This window comes from Virgibacillus kimchii (assembly GCF_055379185.1).
Map to the genome: position 1 here is coordinate 1,723,298 of NZ_AP043951.1, position 19,983 is coordinate 1,743,280.

A 19,983-nucleotide genomic window follows, 5' to 3' on the forward strand; every position below is an offset into this window, starting at 1 on the left:
TACCGGATCTTGAAATATCCCGTATAAAATAAGTTTTTCATATTTAGTGAGCATTTTTATAAATTTCGCCGCTATTGTTTTAAAAAAGGAAATACCAGCCGGTTCCGGTATTCCCTTTTTCTTTGCTATATCTGTACTTTAAAGCTCTTCACCTTCAGTTTGTGTTGCTGTGAATGTCCACTCCAGTTCCAGTGCATCTCCCTGGAATTGGTTTTGATCTTCGCCATTATCCACAAAGTTAAATTTCACTACTAAATCATCAAAGTCACCGGACGGTAACCCTTCACCCAGAATTGGGTTCAACGCATGCTCTCCGACTGCTTCCGGTGTCATATCCCTTAGTTCTGCAAGAGTGGTGCTGAATATAACTTCATCCAGCTTGTCTACGTTGTATAAAAATTCCACTTCGATGTGCTCACCAAAATCTTCCGTATTATTTCCTTCTGCATCATCCACCGTATATTCGGTGTCAAGAAAGACCCGATGAATGTCAAGTGATCCATTATTTTGGAGCTCAAATGTACGAACCATGGAATCCCCTGGTTTCATATTGTCCACATTGATAATCGTTTCCGGTTCGGCAGCCAGATCCAGTGTACCCGCTGCAAACGTATTTTCCGTTGTTACCGTGTCACTGAAATAGGCAAAAGTACCTCCACCGATTAAAGAGATTCCCAAAGCCGCTGACATAATCCCCATACTTAATTGTTTTTTAATGTTCATTTGTATTTCTCCCCTTTTATTCATCTAATATTTTATAAACAATCCTACTCTGCCTTTACTTCTTCTTTTTCCACCAGCTTTTTCACATGTCTTACCGTTCGCCCGATCGTAATCATGGCATAACCGATAAAGAAGACTCCCGGTACAATGAGAAGAAGTGCTGCCCCTTCTCTCGTATTTGCAAAGTTCATTACATACCCGGCATAAGGGACAGTGAAGCCGGTGTATTCCCCGACAATATTTTCCGAAGTCACCGGATTCAAATCCGCTCCGTCATTTGCATCCCCTTTTGTCATGTATTCCTGACCAGCATTATTCACTTCGGTCACTCTGTGTGTCACCAGTATATCTTCATCCATTTGAAAGGTAATGATGTCTCCTTCCTGAAACCGGGTCATATCTCCGCCTGTCTTAATTGCAATAATCGACCCGGTCTCAAAAACTGGTTCCATGGAGCCTGATAATACTGTTTTAATCTGATAGCCAAATAGATTCGCTTCATTTCCGGATGCTTTTGTAATGACAACCATAAATAGGGTAACCAGTAAGACAACCATTAGCAGTGTTGTAGTCAGGCTGCTTATAAATTTAATTGCTTTTTTGCCTCCGTTCATGCTTGACCACCCTTTTCATTAAATAACAGTGTCTGATATACTGATGCTTCTCACTTAACACTTTGATCATTCTTGCACGTCTTCAGTTTCTTCTTTTTCCTCTGTCTCCACTTGTTCCTGCGCTTCTTCGGTTTCTGTATCTTCTTCCTGTTCAGTATCTTCTACTGCAGCTTCTCCTTTATTTCCTTCTTGCTTGTCCTGCGCTTTTTCTTTTTTCTCATCTTCCATTTCAGCATCTGATGATTCATTTTTATTATCTTTTTGCTGTTCATTTTGCTCATCACTCAGTTCTGTTTTGGTATTTTCATCCTTTGCTTCACCCTCATTCCTATTGCTTTCCTCTGTGACTTTGGCATCTTTCGCCTCGTCATCAAAGACCATATCTGTTTCGATGGTTCCCTCTACCGTGTCGGAGTCGGTAAAATAGGCAGTCGTTGGTGAATGGACCTGGTGAATAATCAAAAACAGAAGATACATGATGGAGAGAATCTGCAATGAAATTTTCGTGTATTTGTTTGTTTTCTTTTTCTTCGGGCTCGATTTCATTCCATCTTCCTCCTCTTTACCTGAAATAAATGTTTTCTGTTACTCTGTCCACAATTCCATGTATCTGATGGTACGCGTATCCAGGTAACTGAAGGCTTTATCTGAAATAACACCGGCATCTTTATAATGGTCCGTCAACATTTGAAAGCTTTCTATATGCCGTATCACTTTATCCTGTTGTTCCCCTTCTTCATACTGCTGTACTGCAGCGAGGTGCATGGATATCGTACGGTGGGCCTCCTCATTGGAAATTTCCCCTTCTTCCAGAAGATCATCCGCCATTTCTTTTATTCCTTCTGCGGACAATGGCTTGTCCACATAATCTATACCATGGTTTATGTCAAAAAGGTCAGGAATGGTGACAGGTAATTTCCCAAACGGGTTAATTTCTCCTGCAAGCGCATTTGCCATCGCATTGGTAGATACATCCAGGTAGCTGTATGCATTCAAATATGCATCCACCTCCGGGAATTCCATTAGGTCGTACGGGTTACGCATTGCTGCCGCTATGACCGGTTTATCTGTATCAACCATCGCCTGTACCAAATCCTGTTGGGCAGCGTTTGTATTTGCCGTATAGGTTGTAACGATGACCTTATCTGCATCGGCAGCTTGTTCACCTGCTTCAACAATTTCTGCTTCGGTTGGACTCGCGGCTGTTGTAAAGCTATTGGCTTCTATGCCCAGCTTTTCCAACTGTTCTGCGATTTCAGCCGGGTTGGCTGCAGATGGTCCGGTAACTAAAACGCTTTCATCATTGTTGACCGGTAACGCCTCATTATCATTTTTTACGAGGGTAATACTTTTATCGGCAATTTCCTGTGCTGTCTGTAAATGAGCATCAGTCCCAATATTATTTATTGCTTCAGAGTCCGTAAATGGGTCTTCAAAGTAACCATAATCCATTTTTGCCTGTAGAATACGGAAGACGGATTCATCCAACCTCTCCATACTCACTTCACCTGACTCCACAGCATCCAGCATGCCGTTATATGCCACTTCTACATTCGGCGGATTCAATAAAAGATCCGCTCCTGCTTTAAATGCTTCCACTGGTACTTGTTCAGGCGGGTAAATATCCGCTCCGGCCATTCCAAGACTGTCCGTTATAATTAGACCCTCATAACCCATTTCATCCCGCAGCAAATCAGTAAGAATCGGTTTGGAAAGGGTTGCGGGCAATCCTGAATCATCCAGCGCAGGAACGACGATATGGGCTGTCATAATGGAGCCAATACCTGCGTCAACCGCGTCCCGGAAAGGCTTTAAGTCTACTTCATACAAAGTTTCCAAATCACTCTCTATGATCGGCAGACCGTAGTGTGAATCCACATCTGTATCCCCATGCCCCGGAAAGTGTTTTGCTGAAGTGATGACATTTTCGTTTTCCATCGCTGTAATCTGTGCAACTCCAAGCTTGGAAACCAGCTCCGGGTCTTCCCCATAGGAACGGACACCGATGACCGGATTGTCAGGATTAACATTTACATCCACAGTCGGTGCAAAATTCATATTTACACCAAGTGCGTTCATTTCCTTGCCGAGGATACTGCCACTCTCGGAAGCTAATTGTTCAGAACCTGTGGCGCCGAGGGCCATGTTTCCAGGAAATACTGTTGCCGGACTGGTTGCTCTTTGTACAATTCCGCCTTCCTGATCTATGGAAATGAACAACGGAATGGATGACTCTTCCATTGCTATTTCCTGAAGTCCGTTGGATAATCCATTTACCTGCTGTGCATCAAGCGGGGTGCCAATATTATCTGTCCAATTAAAATATAAAACCCCCCCAATGTGGTAATTTTCAATGACCTCTTTAAAATTCTTTCCACCACGATTATTATTCAGGTTAATATCTTCGTAGTCCGGATCCGTTGGCGTTGTACCGTATACATGAACAATAAACAATTGTCCGACTTTCTCCTCCAGCGTCATGTTTTCCATTATATCTTCAATTTCACCAGCATAATCATCTCCAGGCACCTGATTTGCAGAAGTTTGGAATGGAAACATCATGATGCAAATAATCGACAAACCAACCACCCACCGGTTTGGCTTCAAAGATATTCCTCCTTTACATTATTTTGCAGGACCGGGAGGGTATTACCGTTGCAACATTATTTTTCTTGAACTATATTATGTGCTTACGTCCTGTAATTCATGACCCCCCGTTATTTCCTCTGTTTTTTAAATGTCACCTGCCTCTCTTTGCGTTTTGTGGTCAAAGATGTCAATAAATCCCTTATGTATTCTATTAAATATGACAATAACAGATCGTTTACAAAATTTCTATACATATTTTTAAATTTTTAAAAAATAATGAAAAAGAACCATGTCTAAATGTAGCAAAATAGGATGATGGAAATAGTCTTCAGGCAAAACCGGGAAAGTATACCTGATTCTAAAGAACTGCTGCATGGGACTACTTCCCCTGTTGCACTTGCGGGCATTTATTTCAGAGTTAATGAGATTGACGAGACATTTGCGCTTTCTAATATATTGAGTTACAGTTATTTCCAGGATAAAGTTCGGATATTTCTATTGCCTTCACAAAAAATTCCTGTGGATCAATACTTCCTCCACAGGAATAAATACCTAACTTATTATTTTTTGTTTACATCGTCATACCGCAATCGGAGTTCCTTCATGCTGTTTCATCCTTTTATCGCCCCTTCTGTCATGCCTTTGGCGATTCGGCGTTGGAAAATGGCGTAAAGGATGATGACGGGTACGATAGCAATCACGAGACTTGCAAATAGTGTGCCCCATGCATTCGTATACTGAGCTTCACTGGCAATAAAATCAATGGCAAGCGCCAATGTATAATTTTCCGATGATTGCAGGAAAATCAGTGCCATGAAATATTCGTTCCAAAATTGAATTGTGTTCATGATGGTAACGGTAATAATTCCCGACATGCTGAGCGGTGTAATGATTTTCCATAACACCATATAAGGGGACATGCCGTCCATAGCAGCTGATTCCTCCAGTGATTTTGGAATGGTGCTCATAAAACTTGTCAGCACAAATATAGTAAACGGCAGCTGACTGACAGCATATACAATAGCCAGCCCATAAATATTATCCAATAAATTCAATTCCATCAACAGGAAAAACAATGGAATCCATCCGAGCACCATCGGGATCATCATGGCAGAGATGTATAATGTAAATAAAAAACTGCTGCCGCGAAAGTTTATACGTTCAATGGCATATGCGGTGGGTATAGCCATAATCAATGTTAAGATCGCACCTAATACTGTAACTATTAAACTGTTGAATACACTCGTATCTATATTATAATTTGTCCAGGCATCAACAAAGTTTTGCCAATTAAATGTTTCCGGCAGCCCCCATGGATTTCTGTATATTTCCGCATTCGACTTAAAGGAGCCGATAAACATCCAAATAATTGGATACAATACGGCAATTGTCCAAAGGATTAACGGTATCCTAATTCCGGTTCTGCCAAGCATCTGGCCGACAGTTCGTCTCACTATTGTTTCCTCCTTTCTATTACAATAACAATGCTGCACATTAATTCCAGCCCCACGGAAATGATTGACCAAACGCAGGAAAATTATTGCCGTTCGGTAACTGACCACGCTTATATGTGACTGAACTAATGTAAACTGCGATGTAACTGGTGTGACTTATTGAACCTTTAGAAGACCGTGAAAACTACACTTCCAGATAGAAGGCCTTGTTAAAAGGTACATACGTCTTGAAAGTATACTGTAAATTGTTCCTTGCCCACTGCCTATGATTGGCCCAGTTGTAAAAAATTGATGTGATTCAGTAGCTGGTCAAGAGCTCCCGTGGCGGACAAGGCGATGCTTTCATTACTTTATGTCCCCGGGTCAAGGCTATCAGTACCCAAACCGGAATTCCATCGCTAGCGGAGGAAATACACGGAGACTCCTGCGGGAGGAATGGCATAGGTGAGACCCCGCAGTGCGTCAGCACGAGGAGGCTCACCAGCCACCCGCGGAAAGCGTAGTGTATTTCCGGAGCGGTATTTCCGTGCTCTAATAATATTTAAAGTTACTTCAACCGAGAGAATAAAAAGCAATAATCTTTCAGAAAAAACCCTTTCTTTAAAAACTAGTACTCCACTTTTTCCCTGCGCATCAGAAACTGGAAGAACAGGACAGTGATTAAGGATAGTACCAGAATCATGACACCGATGGTTGCTCCATATCCGAAATTATATTGTTCAAATGCCTGCTGATACAGATAGGACCCCATCACGTGGGTGGCATTATTCGGTCCACCGCCGGTCATCACCTGCACAAGGATAAAGGAACCATTTAATGTCGTAATGATAATATACAGCACGGAAATTTTGATTTGCGGCCATATAAGCGGCAGGGTAACCCTCCAAAACTGCTGCCATTCCGTCGCTCCATCAATTTCAGCTGCCTCATAATAGCTCTTGGAAATATTGGAGATCCCTCCCATAAGCATGAGGAGAAACAAACCAATCCCTGCCCAGATGGACGGCAAAACCAGGCTTGGCAATGCCCATGTTTCACTTCCCAGCCACGGACGCGCCAAAGCTTCCAGACCAAGGAATTCCAAACCGGAGTTCACGAGACCCATGGAAGGATTATAGATGAATGTCCATAGAATACCAATGACCACTACAGACATAATGTTGGGAAAGAAAAAGACAATGCGGTAAAATGGTGCTTCCTTAATTTTCAATTGTGTTAATGCAACAGCAAAAAACAAGGCCATTGCCATAATTCCAATAATTTTGGTTACGACCAGAAAATAATCATGAATAATCGTACGGGGAATAATTGCATCATTAAATAGGCGTACATAATTGTCAAATCCGACAAATTCCCGGTTATGTGATGCACCGGACCAGTCAAAAAATGAATAGTACAAGCCACTGAACAATGGGTATAATGTAAATATAGAAAACATCACAAATGTCGGCACTAAACAAAATGCCAGGAATATGTATTTTTGTTTCTTTGATTGTACCATCCAATCACTCTTTCTTAGAAAACTTGGCTTGTCGCCTTAAAAGCGTATTTCACTTTCTTTACTTCCTTTTAAGGGCAAGCTTTAGCGGCAAAACTTCAACAGTCTCAAGGTCAGACCCGCATCCCCTAATATATTTCAGGGAAGAAAGCTTTTGCTTCCTTTACCCGTAAAAGATAAAATAACTGTACAGGACATAGCGTAACTGTTTTGGCCTGGCTATGTCCCGTACACCATTTTTCATTCTACTCACACATGTTCTAATTGCGATAATTTGCTGCTGCTTCTTCTGCAGCTTCCACAAACTCCTCGGCTGTAATATTTCCAAGCATTAAAGACATTAATGCATCCCCAATCGGCTGTTCCAGGTCTGCACTCATCGGATGAGGCATATGGTAAATTTGCACTTGATCCGGATCATTAATCATTTCATTTGCTTCTGTCAAATAGACCGGAACATCATCACTTTGCGATAAATCAACATCTGTAAGATTCATAATAGCCCCAGTATGTTCAGAGAACGACATCGCATAATCCCTGGTGAAGACAAATTCCACAAAAGCCTTTGCCGCTTCCGGGTTCTCCGCATTTTCTGCTATCGCCAACGGACGTAAATCCGGAACAATGGCATATGGTTCGCCCGGATTCTGCATTGGGGAAGGGATAAAACCAAATTCAAATCCATCCGGAATGTCACCTTCCATTTCATTTGGCAGCCAGAATCCAACCGTAACAAACGCATTATCATGTAACAGGAAGTTCATTTGGGATTGCGTATGGTTCAATGCACCAAGCCCGGAATCAAACATTCCTTCCTGCGCCATCCGCTCTACTTTTTCCATAATTTCCACCACAGGCTCACTTGTCCAGGCACCTTCTGCACCGGTAGTAACATCGGCCAGCAATTCATCTCCCCCTGCAGCACCGAATGCTGGATTCAGCATGCCGCGCAGGAAATAATAGGGGTGTTGTCCGGAAGTTACAAATGGATCAATACCCTCTGCTTCTTTAATTTCTTCCATGGAATTCATGAAGCTTTCAAAATCGGTAGGCACTTCATATCCTTCCGCTTCAAACAATGCACGGTCATACCATGTGCCCCAAGTATCGAATACCAATGGCAATGAATAAATCTCTCCGTCGTAGGTGGCTGGCTCGACAATGAAGCTGTCCAACAAGGCATCTCCATTTTCCAGTTCTATATCCTGAACAAATTCATCCAGATTCATTAATTGTCCATCTTCCACCATCTGGGTCTCACTGGAACCGGCACCATCAATGTAAACAACATCAGGCGGATCATTGGCAACCCAACGGGACCTCATTTCATCGTTAATATTCGGCCCGGCATGTTCAATAATATTTACATCCGGATATTCCTCCTGAAAGTCTGCGATAACTTCCTTCCACCAGGAGTCTCCATATCCTCCTACAAAGTACTGGATCTCCAGGTCACCTGAGATCTCTCCATCCCCGGATGCTTCCTCTCCTTCATCAGAGGAATCATCTGTATCTTCCGTGTCTTCCGTACCCTCTGTATCTCCTGCGTCTGTTCCTGCTTCCTCCGTGTCTCCGTTACCCCCACAAGCAACGACAAATGCCAGCAAAAACATGGCAATGAACAATAATAATAGTTTGCCATCAAACATTCTCTTCACTTTATTTTCCCCCTTTGAATTATTCAGCAAATTGACGGCCTCGCCCCTTCCAGGCGAAGAGCCTTTGCTGCAGAACAAGTGATAAAGTTTGAAATTTGAAACTTTTTCACTCGAAAAAATATATGAAACACATTAATAGCTGTTTAAAGCAGAGATTCTCCGCCGGTTTATCCAACCGGGACGAATATCCCGTCTCGCTATTAAACTATTAATGGTGCTTCTACGTTAAAAAAGCTATTGCTTTTCTTACATAGCCGTTATTTTTGGCAATGGCGATTTTAGCTTCCTCCACGGAAACACCCGCTTCAATCATAACGATGGCCGGTTTTACTTCATGATTTGTCTGCTCCAGCACTTCTTCTGCTTTTTTATAAGACACTTTAGTAATCTCCATAATATTTCTTTTTGCCCGTTCTTTCAGTTTGTAGTTACTTGCATGAACATCCACCATTAGATTTTCATAAACTTTGCCAAGTTTCACCATGGTGGCTGTACTAATCATGTTTAATATCATTTTATGCGCCGTAGCAGCTTTCATTCTTGTGGAACCGGTTAAAATTTCCGGCCCGACTATCACTTCGATGGGACAGTCGGCAACTTGACTGATTTCAGCATCCTTGTTACAAGACAAAGCCACGGTATATGCTCCCAATTTTCGGGCGTACTTTAAAGCGCCTATTGGATAAGGTGTCCTTCCGCTTGCAGTTATTCCGATTACGACATCCTTATTGGTCACCCCTTTTTCCTTAGCATCCATTTCCCCCTTCACTTCATGATCTTCAGAACCTTCCACTGCCTGGAAAAAAGCGCCTTTTCCTCCGGCCATCACCGTTTGAACCATCTCCGGCGGTGTCATAAATGTAGGAGGACATTCCGATGCGTCCATCACACCGACTCTTCCACTCGTACCGGCTCCAACGTAAAACAATCTTCCACCATTCTGTAAAGCAAATTGAATGGATTCCACGGCGATTTTTACCTGGGGAAGCACCACTTCCACTGCATGGGCAACTTTTTTGTCCTCCTTATTAATCATCGTTAACATTTCCATCGTGGACATCTCATCCATGTTCATACTATTCGGATTTCTCTGTTCAGTCATCAGCTTAGATAATTTCATATGCAAGTTTGGCTCCTCATACTAAAATACCTACTTTTCCCTCAATAGAAAGCGTTTTCATTCATACTATTATACTATGTGAAATTTGATTTTATTATAGACTTTATGAATTTTTTTGTCAACATAGTATTTACATTTTAGTAATAATATTTCAGTTTTAATGTATTCCAGCCATGGATGTTATTCATTCATTTTTTCTCCTTTCAGGAAGTTGACTGCCTTTCTCGTTTCATCCAAGTGCTCAATTGTTTGCTCATATTCCATCGAAGCAAGACTCATCAGTAAAATATCAATGATATGAAGCTGGGCAATCCGGGATGATGTAGCACCGCTTCTTACAGTTGCTTCCTTGGCAGCCGATGTATGTAATAAAATATCAGTCCACTTGCTGACAAGTGAATTTCCATACTTAGTAATACTGATGGTTGTACAATTTTTTTGTTTGGCCAACTCCAGCAATCTGGCAATTTCCCGGGTATTTCCGGAAAACGAAATACCGACGATCACGTCTTCTTCCCCTTTATTTGCAATTGAAGTAGCAGCCATATGAACATCGGAAAAAGCATAGGCATTCTTATTTATCCGTAAAAACTTTTGTTCTGCATCATTTGCTGCGATAAACGATGCACCCACACCGATAAACAGGATGGATTTTGCCTTGGATAAGGCGAAAACAGCATCGGCAAGATTTTTTTCACTCATCAAGTCCATCGTTTCCCTTAATGTTTGAATGGTATTTGACGTCACTTTATTCATAATGTTCTTGAAGTTTTCGTTAGGTTCAATATCACGGTATTCTGTATCCTCTTCTGCCTGGAGATCTCCCGCTACCCGTATTTTCAATTCCTGAAAACCGCTCAACCCGAGGGATTTACAGAGGCGGATGACTGCAGCACTGCTTGTATTACTGTTTTCCCCCAGAGTTAAAGCTGTTTGCAATATCGCTTCTTCCGGATTGTCCAAAATATATTGGGCTATTTTTCTTTCTGACGGTGGCAAACTGTTGATCATTTCCTTTAAAATAACCAGACCGCCTTTTACATATGACATACGATCACCTTCTCATTCAGTATGGATTATATTGTTAATCATAGTTTCATTGATTCGTTTTTCTTTCATCAGATATGCCCCGATTAAAGCTCCACCGGCCGGAGACATTTGAGGCCGACATAAAGTCAGGTTTGTCCAGGCATCCAATTTATTTTGCAGCAGTGCAGGAATGATTTCTTTTTCCTGAAAGATGCCGCCCGACAAAACGACAATCGTTTTTTCATCCGGCGAGAAAAGTTTTTCCATTAATGTAGTTATGTTTAAAGCTAAGTCATCTACTGTTTGGGCAATAATTTTCCGGGCTGTCCTGTCATTTTGTTTATAGGCTTGAAAAACAATTTCAGCAAGGGGGGAAATTTCATTTTTCGGTGATGGTGAAGTATATACCTGGCGGATTAGGTCCTGCGGGTGATCCACCTGAAAATGGGCATACAGCATATCCAGCAGCTTCGTATCCCGGTCCCCACGGCCGTCAAAAGCCTTCAGTGCAGCAGCTACCCCTCTTCTTCCGATATCATACCCGCTTCCTTCATCCCCGAATAAGTAGCCCCAGCCGCCAACCCGGGCTTCCTTTTCCAAGCCATTTCTGCCAAAGGTAATCGACCCTGTGCCGGAGATTTGCACAATGCCGGGTCTTCCCCAGGTGCCGGCATAAAGCGCGTTAATTGCATCGGTTTCAACTTTGATGGCCGTCTGTGCGGGTACATGCTTTTTTATTATCTCCAATAATATTTTTTCGTTTTCACTGTTACCCGCACCGGAAATACCTGCAAACAGGGTAATATTTATTTTCTCCAGTTTGTTACTGTTTTGTCTCAGGGCAGAAAATAAACGTTGAAACACATGCGCAAGCTTTTTTTCTTTCACTACATTCGGATTACTCGGCCCGACAGTTGCACCGGCCAAGACATTACCGTATTCATCTGCAAGCAACCCCTTTGTCTTCGTGCCCCCGCCGTCAATGCCGATGACATATTCCATTCCCCGCTCCTCCTCATTCGGATCATCTGTTACTATATAGAATATAGATTTTTCAAGCATACTACAAGTATTTTCTGAAATTAAATTTTAATTAAAAAACGTTATATATAAAAATATATAACGTTTCTCTTAATTGGCTTGATGATACCAGCTTCTAAACTTTTTCGGCGATATGAAGCATAACCCTTTCGGCCAGGTTCTCACAAGCTTTTATATCGTTCTGATTTGGTTCCAGGTCCACCTTCAGCCACGGGCTGACAACCCTGGCACCAAGCTCCTCCAGCCTTTCCCCCATTAGATCAATGGCTCCACCGTACGTGTCGTAAAAGGAATCACAGGAGCCAAAGACGGCAAATAAATGATTCTCTATATTCACATCTTCCAGTTCTTCATAGAAATCTTCCACTTCATAGGGCAGATCCCCGTCATCCCATGTGTGGGTTCCAATCAGCACAGCATCGTATGCTGCAAGTTCTTCCACATCTATTGGATCGAAATCAAACGTTTTCGTTGTGACATCTATCTTATTATGTTCCAGCAATGCAATCATCGATTCAGCCATTAACTCGGTATTACCCGTCTGGCTGGCATAAACAACGAGAATTTTATTCATCATACGATTCCCTCCATAAGAAACAGACTATCATAGACTGCCTCCTTTCATTTTAAAGGATAACAACAACCGATTTCAACGCATCAACACAAGCATATGTGACAAAGTAATGGCAAAGGGGTCAGACCCCTCAATTCCGAATATTCTCTCCCATGCCGCAAATGGGGTCTGACCCCTCAATTCTAAATTTTCAATAATATGTCTGTTTTGTTTATGTCGATACGGGGTAGAGTAGAAAGAGTATATAGCTTACTTGCAGGAGGGATGCGGGTATAAGAAGTATTTTGCGAAAATTAAATTTGGTAAATAAAATTCCTGTTATCATTATATTGATTTTTACTGTTTGGGGTTTTGTTTTTCCGGGACCTTTGGTGGAAACACTGACAGGTCTGGTTACGTTCATCAATGAAACAGTCGGTTCCATCTATGTGCTTGGAACGGCTATCTTTGTGATTTTCTGCTTATACCTCGGTTTTGGACCATATAAAAATGTGAAACTGGGAAAGCATGAAGATGAGCCGGAGTATAATTACTATTCATGGATTGGCTTGTTATTTGGTGCCGGCATGGGGGTGGGCCTTTTGTTTTGGGCAGTGGCAGAACCATTATCCCATTATGTGGAACCCCCTCCCGGTGTTGAAGCAGAAACCAGGGAAGGTGCGGAAGCCGGCTTACTGTATAGTATTTTTCATTGGGGCGTCCATCCATGGGCGATCTATGCCACTATTGCATTGGGATTGGCTATTGCTAAATTCAAAAAGGATTTACCGGGGCTGATCAGTTCCGTATTTTATCCGTTGATCGGAGACCGGGTGTATGGCCGCCTCGGACATACCATCGACATACTTGCCATTATTATTACGACAATTGGTGTGGCTACTACTCTTGGTTTAAGCACTGTTCAGCTGGCCGGTGGTTTATCCGAAGTGTTTGGCTTGGAAAATAACATCTCTCTACAATTAATCATCATTGCAGTCATTACCGCCTTCTACTTAACATCGGTCGTCACGGGAATTAATCGGGGAATGCTTTATTTAAGTATAATTGGTTTAACCATGTCAGCTATTATAATGATTGTCGTATTTCTGCTCGGACCAACAGTGTTTTTAGGCGAAAACATTATTAAAATGACTGGCCAATATGTATCCAGCTTTGTTTCGCTAACCTTTGAAACCACACCATATACGAATAATGAATGGCTGGGCGAGTGGACCTTCTTTTACTGGGCATGGCTTATTTCCTGGAGCCCGTTCGTTGGTACATTTATTGCCCGTGTTTCCCGAGGAAGAACATTGAGGGAATTTGTATTCGGTGTATTGTTTGTTCCAGCCCTCGCTTCCCTCGTCTGGATTGTTACTTTCGGAGGAACCGGTCTGCACTTGGAACATGAGCAGGAGGCCGGGATAGCCGGAACAGTTGCCGATCTTCCGGAAGCCGGCCTGTTCATGGTACTGGACAGCCTGCCATTCAGCCTGATATTAAATATAGCAACCCTGATCATTATAACAATTTTCTTTGTCACCTCAGCAAACTCAGCCACATATGTGCTAGGTGTATTTGCAAGCAAAGGGGATCTTTACCCAAAAAATTCTGTCCTCATTACCTGGGGGCTGCTTATTGCCGGAATTGCCGCTTCCTTCCTTTTCAGCGGAGGACTGGACGGTCTGGAAGCAATGGCCATCATTTCCGCCTTACCTTTTTTACTATTAATGTTCGTCATGGCTGTTTCGATTTATCGGTTTGTCAAAAGAGATTAGAAATAATTTCGTAAAAAAAGACTGACAGGACATCCCCAGTTCGATGTCCTGTCAGCCTTTATATCAAGCTTACTTAAAAAGATTAATTTTCTTCCAAAGAAACATCTCTCAAAAATGGAAAACTGCTCGGGTATTGATAAAATCCATTTACTTCATCCCGTAAACCTGCCAGAAGTACGGAATGATAAACTGGTACGATCGGAGCTTCATCAATAATAATTTGCTGTGCTTCTTCATATAATTCCATTCTTACTTCTTCCTCTGTCTCCTGTCTTGCCTGATCCAGCAAATCATCTACTTCCGTGTTGCTGAAAAACGACCTGTTCCCTGGAGCGCCGGCATTTTCCGAGTGGAACATCGGGTACAACCCGTAATCGGCATCAAGGGTTACCGTTCCCCAACTGCCGACATGCATATCTATTTCCCCATTGGCTGTTACTTCCAGGTAGGCTCCTGTCTCCATCATTTCTATATCAAGATCAATACCTATTTCACTTAATTGAGCCTGGACAATGGTAGCTATATCTGAAGTTGTCCGGTCATTCACTGCAATACTTGCCGTAAATCCATCCTCATAGCCTGCTTCAGCCAACAATTCTCTTGCTGTCTCCAAATCATGCTCCATTGGTGTTATGGCATCACTATAACCAATCACTGTCGGTGCCAACGGTCCTTCTGCGGTTAAAGCAACACCGTCGGTTACTCCCTCAATGATTTCCTCGTTATCTATGGTCATGGCTACGGCACGACGCACACGGTCATCGTTAAAGGGCTCCCGCTGTGTATCCATTCCGATATAAGTCAGATTGGAACTGTCGGATTGGTGAACATGGGTTCCTTCATTGTTATCAATTTGCTCCATATCATTGGCGTTCACCGGATAAATAATATCTGCATCACCGGTTTCGAGCTCAGCAACTCTTGTTAAATCCTCCGGTACCACTTGAAAAGTAACGGAATCCACCTGGGCTTCTTCCCCCCAGTAGTCCTCATTTTTTACCAGGGTGACATGTGCTCCGGAAGAGCGTTCATCAAATTTAAAATAACCGGTACCAACGGGATTTTCATTGACGGAAGCAAAAGGTTCTTCTCCATTTTCCACGGCTTCATAATCAGCTTCAATGGACTCGAGGCTGATCATATGTCCGCCTGGATGTGCCAGATGAAGCGGCAGCGCAGAAAAAGGATAGGCTGTCGTGATTTCCACGGTATATTCATCGGTTACTTCAACGGCTTCAATCATGTCGAAAAGGAATGCAAGCGGTGAGCCCATTTCCGGATCCAAAACACGATCCAAATTAGCTTTTACCACTTCTGCATTTAATTCGGATCCATCATGAAATGTCACATCTTCTCTGATTTTCGCTTCCCACACAGTGTCCTCCAGCTGTTCGAAGCTTTCGGCCAAGGCAGGCTGCAATTCCAAATCGGTATCGAGTGTAACCAAAGTATCATACATCGCGTTCATCACATACAGGGAATTGCCGTCGTTTGCTGCGTGCGGATCAAGCGAAACGGGATCTGATGCAATATCAACGACCAAATGATCTTCCACGGTTTCTGTTTCACCATTATCAACTTCATCTTCTTCCACCGGTTCCGGCTCATCTGCACAAGCCGCTAAAATGAGTAATATGACAAGAAAAACGGGGCCAAGCATATATTTTTTCATAGAAATCCTCCTTTAACCCTACTAAGTATATATGATTAATCAACCTTATCTATTCTAACTACGACAATAAGCTAAAGTCAAACTTATAGCTTTACCATACTATTTTTTACACCATTCACTTCCCCGGTTTTTTCATGTATATATTTCACAATAATAATAAAGGATAAGAACTAGGAAAAATTAACAAGAATTGGAGTGTTACGTATGGAATTCCATGAAGAAGAGGTAAATTATTTCGACCAGTCTATTATGGATTATAAACAGGGGAGCAGCCAGCTAAGCAAAAAATTACCTAAGGTGATGCAGGGTTACTTTGAATTTACGGAGGCATGCTTTGAGGAAGGCACCCTGGATAAAAAACAAAAGCAGCTGACGGCACTTGGTATTAGTATTTATGCCCAGGATGAGTATTGTATTATGTACCATGCAAAAGGCGCTGTGGAAAATGGGGCGACAGAGGAAGAATTTATGGAAGTCGTTGCCATCAGCTCAGCTTTAGGCGGTGGTGCGGCGTTGGCACAAGGTGCTACACTGGCATTGGATACATTCCACCATTACAATCAACAGACCCATTGACCATTGGATATGCAGAAGTGTTTCTATGGCCCCCTACACGTAAGAAAAAAAGATGGGTGTGGATCCTCCCTAACCGGGGATCCTTTTTATTTGGGATAATAGTTTCATCACCTTTACATATGTAGATCAAACTGGCTGCATGGTACAGATATAAACGAATCGTTTATATGATGAAAAACAGGCCGGCAGCCCCATGTGTAATCTATAACCTCAATGATATAATAGAGTATACCTGTTAACACTAAAATGCTTAAAAACTACAAATAAGGGATGATCAAAATGAAGGCTGATGCAGTGTTTGAAGGAGGCGGAATAAGAGGTGTGGCATTTGCGGGAGCGATTGAAGCAATGGAAAAAAATAATATTGAATGGATGCGGATTGCCGGAACTTCAGCAGGCGCTGTCGTTGCGACACTATTGGCTGCAGGTTATAAAAGCCATGAAATCAGACAGGTTTTGGAACAAATGGATTTTTCCCGATTCCGCGGGAGGACATTTGTCAACCGGATCCCTTTAATTGGAAACCTTGTACAGCTGATTTTCTCTCTGGGAATGTATAAAAATAATTATCTTGCGTCATTAGTTGATGAACTTCTTGCAGATAAAGGAATTGAAACCTTTGCTGACCTCCCTGAAGGCAAATTAAAAATAATTGCGTCCGACATTTCCTATGGTAAGATGCTTATCTTCCCTGATGATCTGCCACGATATGGTATGTCCCCGTCAGACGTTCCTATTTCCAACGCAGTAATGATGAGCACCTCCATGCCCTTTTTCTACAGACCTGTTATATGGAAGGGGAAAAACGGAAAAAAATCCTATATATTGGACGGCGGTCTGCTCAGTAATTTTCCTATATGGATATTTGATGAGAAAAATCCCCGCTACCCAACCATTGGATTTCATTTTACGAAAGAAAAAATCATCGGTAACACCATCATTCCATCTCCCCTGCATTTATTTGAAAATATCTTCCGAACAATGCTGCAGGCCCATGATTTGAGACATTTGGATGCCATTTCCAAAGAAAGGACTGTTCAGATACCTGCCGGTGACATCGCCGCTACCGATTTCGACCTGAATAAAAGCCAAATTGATACGCTTTATAAAGCAGGTTACGCTGCAGCTGCCACATTTATGGAAACCTGGGATTTTAACAAACATATTATAAACAGAAGACAAAGTGAGAATTTACCTTCGTGAAAATGCTCAAGACTTGACCGATGGGACCCGGGATCTGCAAACATGGCATGGATTCCATATTGTATGTCTTTTTAGCTTTTCTTCTCAATCACATACCATTGGCGAGTCATTTTAGCTTTCCTACTCAATGGCACACCATTGGCGGCCCGTATGGTATGTCATTTTTACTTTCATGCTCAATCACATACCATTGGCAGCCCGTATGGTATGTCATTTTAGCTTTCCTACTCAATCAAACACCATTGGCGAGCTGTATGGTACGTCATTTTTACTTTCATGCTCAATGGCACACCATTGGCGGCCCGTATGGTACGTCATTTTAGCTTTCCTACTCAATGGCACACCATTGGCGAGCCGTATGGTACGTCATTTTAGCTTTCATGCTCAATGGCGCACCATTGGCGGCCCGTATGGTACGTCATTTTTACTTTCCCGATCAATCACATACCATTGGTGAGCTGTATGGTATATAAATCTACCCGGCTAAATTAAAAAAGAGGAGCAAACGCACATCGCTGCTCCCCCCTATTAATTTATTTTGCTTCCACCATCACCTTGCACATATCATTCGTAAATGCCACCGGATCATCGATGGACAATCCTTCGATTAACATGGCCTGGTTATAGAGCAGATTAGCATACAGATCCAATTTTTCCTTATCCTCTTCAAATGCTTTTTGCAACGATGGAAAAATGTCGTGATCTGTATTGATTTCCAATACTTTATCCGCCTGGATGTTCTGATTATTCGGCATCGCACTCAGCACTTTTTCCATTTCCACGGACACATCGCCTGCTGCAGACAAGCATACCGGGTGAGACTTCAACCGCTTGGATACTACAACGTCAGTTACTTTTCCTTTTAATGCATCCTTCATATGGCTGAATAATTCTTTATTCTCTTCTTCCTGCTCCTTGCTTTCCTTTTCCTCATCTTCGTCTATGCCCAAATCACTGCTTGATACCGATTTGAATTCCTTCCCGTCATACTCCATAAGCATTCGGATCGCGAATTCATCAATTTCATCGGTAAAATACAAAATTTCGTATCCTTTATCGGCTACCAGTTCCGTTTGCGGCAGGCGCTCAATTTTCTCATTGGACTCCCCTGCTGCATAGTAAATATATTTCTGATCCTCCGGCATTCTGGAAACATACTCTTTTAAGGATACCAATTTCTTTTCTGTGGACGAATAAAAAATCAGCAGATCCTTCAGCACATCTTTATTGGCACCAAACTCATTGTAAACACCGAACTTGATTTGTCTGCCAAATGCATCGAAAAACTTCTCATATTTCTCTCTTTCATTCTTCAGCATGCCTTCCAGCTGGCTCTTAATTTTCTTCTGGATATTCTTGGCGATCACTTTCAGCTGTCTGTCATGCTGCAGCATTTCCCTCGAAATATTTAATGACAGATCTTCCGAATCAACCATTCCTTTGACAAAACTGAAATGGTCGGGCAACAGCTCCGCACATTTATCCATAATCAGCACGCCGCTGGAATACAGTTCCAGCCCTTTTTCATATTCCGCGGAATAAAAATCAAAAGGCGCATTCTCCGGGATGTATAAAATAGCGTTATAGCGGACGGTTCCATCCACGTTGATATGCATATGTTTGAGCGGCTTGTCAAACCCATAGTTCTTTTCACGGTAAAAATTCTCATAATCCTCATCTGTCAGCTCGCTCTTGTTTTTCTTCCAAATCGGAACCATACTGTTAATTGTTTCTTCTTCTGTATAATCCACATATTCATCGCTGTCATCATCTTTTGGCTTGCTTTTCGTGACGTTCATCCGAATTGGGTAGCGGATAAAATCGGAATACTTTTTGACGATTTCCTGCAGGCGGTGCTCCTCCAAAAACTGGTCAAAATCAACATCTTCTTCATTCTCTCTGATCTTCAGTATGATTTCTGTCCCTGTCTCCTGCTTGTCATATGGTTCAATCGTATAACCTTCCGTACCTTCCGACTCCCACTTATACGCCTGATCCGAATCCAGTGCTTTACTGATTACCGTGACAACATCCGCCACCATAAAAGCAGCATAAAAACCAACACCGAATTGGCCGATGATATCATGACCGTCTTTAATTTCATTTTCTTTCTTAAATGCAAAAGAGCCGCTTTGAGCGATCGTACCGAGGTTTTCTTCCATTTCCTCTTTGGTCATCCCGATACCTGCATCAGAAATCGTAAGCGTACGGTTCGTTTTATTCGGCTCTATTTTAATGTAGTACTTGCTTTGGTCAAAGCTGATTGCGTCATCTGTCAATGCCCGGTAATATATTTTGTCAATCGCATCACTGGCATTGGAAATCAGCTCGCGCAAAAATACTTCATGCTTCGTATAAATCGAGTTAATCATCATTTCCAATAATCGTTTGGACTCTGCCTGAAACGCTTTTTTCTCCATTATTTCTACTCTCCTTACTCCGATTTAAATTAGCTTCCACTATTTTAAATACCAT

Annotated in this window: 16 protein-coding genes; 3 read left to right on the top strand and 13 right to left on the bottom strand. The window is 42.2% G+C overall.

The features are described 5' to 3' along the window. Positions 1 to 138: 138 nt before the first annotated feature. The 11 genes from ACZ42C_RS08660 to ACZ42C_RS08710 all read right to left on the bottom strand — a co-directional run bounded on the left by ACZ42C_RS08660 (position 139) and on the right by ACZ42C_RS08710 (position 12,303). Entirely contained in the window at positions 139 to 723 is a 585-nt protein-coding gene (locus ACZ42C_RS08660) for a TasA family protein (protein WP_461182190.1), read from the bottom strand. A 44-nt stretch (positions 724 to 767) separates the two neighbouring features. Continuing rightward, complete coding sequence (gene sipW / locus ACZ42C_RS08665) at positions 768 to 1,337, bottom strand: signal peptidase I SipW (protein WP_461182191.1); 570 nt, start codon at positions 1,335 to 1,337, stop codon at positions 768 to 770. Between the two features lie 66 nt (positions 1,338 to 1,403). Then, the gene (locus ACZ42C_RS08670; RefSeq protein ID WP_461182192.1) at positions 1,404 to 1,883 is read right to left on the bottom strand and encodes a SipW-dependent-type signal peptide-containing protein; all 480 of its coding nucleotides are present in this window, start codon (positions 1,881 to 1,883) and stop codon (positions 1,404 to 1,406) included. Between the two features lie 39 nt (positions 1,884 to 1,922). Then, entirely contained in the window at positions 1,923 to 3,944 is a 2,022-nt protein-coding gene (locus ACZ42C_RS08675) for a glycoside hydrolase family 3 protein (RefSeq protein WP_461182193.1), read from the bottom strand. 593 nt (positions 3,945 to 4,537) lie between these two features. Further along, positions 4,538 to 5,380: a carbohydrate ABC transporter permease gene (locus ACZ42C_RS08680; RefSeq protein ID WP_461182194.1), complete on the bottom strand. Its 843-nt coding sequence runs from the start codon at positions 5,378 to 5,380 to the stop codon at positions 4,538 to 4,540. Between the two features lie 607 nt (positions 5,381 to 5,987). Continuing rightward, positions 5,988 to 6,881, bottom strand: coding sequence for a carbohydrate ABC transporter permease (locus ACZ42C_RS08685; RefSeq protein ID WP_461182195.1), 894 nt, complete (start codon positions 6,879 to 6,881; stop codon positions 5,988 to 5,990). 257 nt (positions 6,882 to 7,138) lie between these two features. Then, a complete protein-coding gene (locus ACZ42C_RS08690) occupies positions 7,139 to 8,536 on the bottom strand; it encodes an ABC transporter substrate-binding protein (RefSeq protein ID WP_461182196.1) in 1,398 nt (465 codons plus the stop codon). 220 nt (positions 8,537 to 8,756) lie between these two features. Further along, positions 8,757 to 9,656, bottom strand: a complete 900-nt coding sequence (gene murQ, locus ACZ42C_RS08695) for an N-acetylmuramic acid 6-phosphate etherase (RefSeq protein ID WP_461182197.1) — start codon at positions 9,654 to 9,656, stop codon at positions 8,757 to 8,759. A 180-nt stretch (positions 9,657 to 9,836) separates the two neighbouring features. After that, the gene (locus ACZ42C_RS08700) at positions 9,837 to 10,706 is read right to left on the bottom strand and encodes a MurR/RpiR family transcriptional regulator (protein ID WP_461182198.1); all 870 of its coding nucleotides are present in this window, start codon (positions 10,704 to 10,706) and stop codon (positions 9,837 to 9,839) included. A 12-nt stretch (positions 10,707 to 10,718) separates the two neighbouring features. Then, positions 10,719 to 11,687 carry an N-acetylglucosamine kinase gene (locus ACZ42C_RS08705; RefSeq protein WP_461182199.1) on the bottom strand — a complete coding sequence of 323 codons (969 nt, stop codon included), beginning with the start codon at positions 11,685 to 11,687 and terminating at the stop codon, positions 10,719 to 10,721. Positions 11,688 to 11,841: 154 nt separating this feature from the next. Next, entirely contained in the window at positions 11,842 to 12,303 is a 462-nt protein-coding gene (locus ACZ42C_RS08710) for a flavodoxin (protein ID WP_461182200.1), read from the bottom strand. A gap of 281 nt (positions 12,304 to 12,584) precedes the next feature. Between ACZ42C_RS08710 and ACZ42C_RS08715 the strand changes: the two genes are divergently transcribed. Further along, positions 12,585 to 14,057 (top strand): BCCT family transporter, encoded by a 1,473-nt coding sequence (locus ACZ42C_RS08715; protein ID WP_461182201.1) that lies wholly within the window; start codon positions 12,585 to 12,587, stop codon positions 14,055 to 14,057. Between the two features lie 82 nt (positions 14,058 to 14,139). Here ACZ42C_RS08715 and ACZ42C_RS08720 read toward each other — a convergent pair whose 3' ends face one another. Continuing rightward, positions 14,140 to 15,729: a glutathione ABC transporter substrate-binding protein gene (locus ACZ42C_RS08720; protein WP_461182202.1), complete on the bottom strand. Its 1,590-nt coding sequence runs from the start codon at positions 15,727 to 15,729 to the stop codon at positions 14,140 to 14,142. A 204-nt stretch (positions 15,730 to 15,933) separates the two neighbouring features. On the opposite strand from ACZ42C_RS08720, the gene ACZ42C_RS08725 reads away from it, so the two are divergent. Together ACZ42C_RS08725 and ACZ42C_RS08730 are read left to right on the top strand one after the other, a co-directional pair. Further along, on the top strand, positions 15,934 to 16,305 hold the full coding sequence (locus ACZ42C_RS08725) for a carboxymuconolactone decarboxylase family protein (protein WP_461182203.1): 372 nt from the start codon (positions 15,934 to 15,936) through the stop codon (positions 16,303 to 16,305). 279 nt (positions 16,306 to 16,584) lie between these two features. After that, the gene (locus ACZ42C_RS08730) at positions 16,585 to 17,508 is read left to right on the top strand and encodes a patatin-like phospholipase family protein (RefSeq protein ID WP_461182204.1); all 924 of its coding nucleotides are present in this window, start codon (positions 16,585 to 16,587) and stop codon (positions 17,506 to 17,508) included. A gap of 533 nt (positions 17,509 to 18,041) precedes the next feature. Here ACZ42C_RS08730 and htpG read toward each other — a convergent pair. Next, positions 18,042 to 19,928, bottom strand: a complete 1,887-nt coding sequence (htpG, locus tag ACZ42C_RS08735; protein ID WP_461182205.1) for a molecular chaperone HtpG — start codon at positions 19,926 to 19,928, stop codon at positions 18,042 to 18,044. Positions 19,929 to 19,983 lie beyond the last annotated feature (55 nt).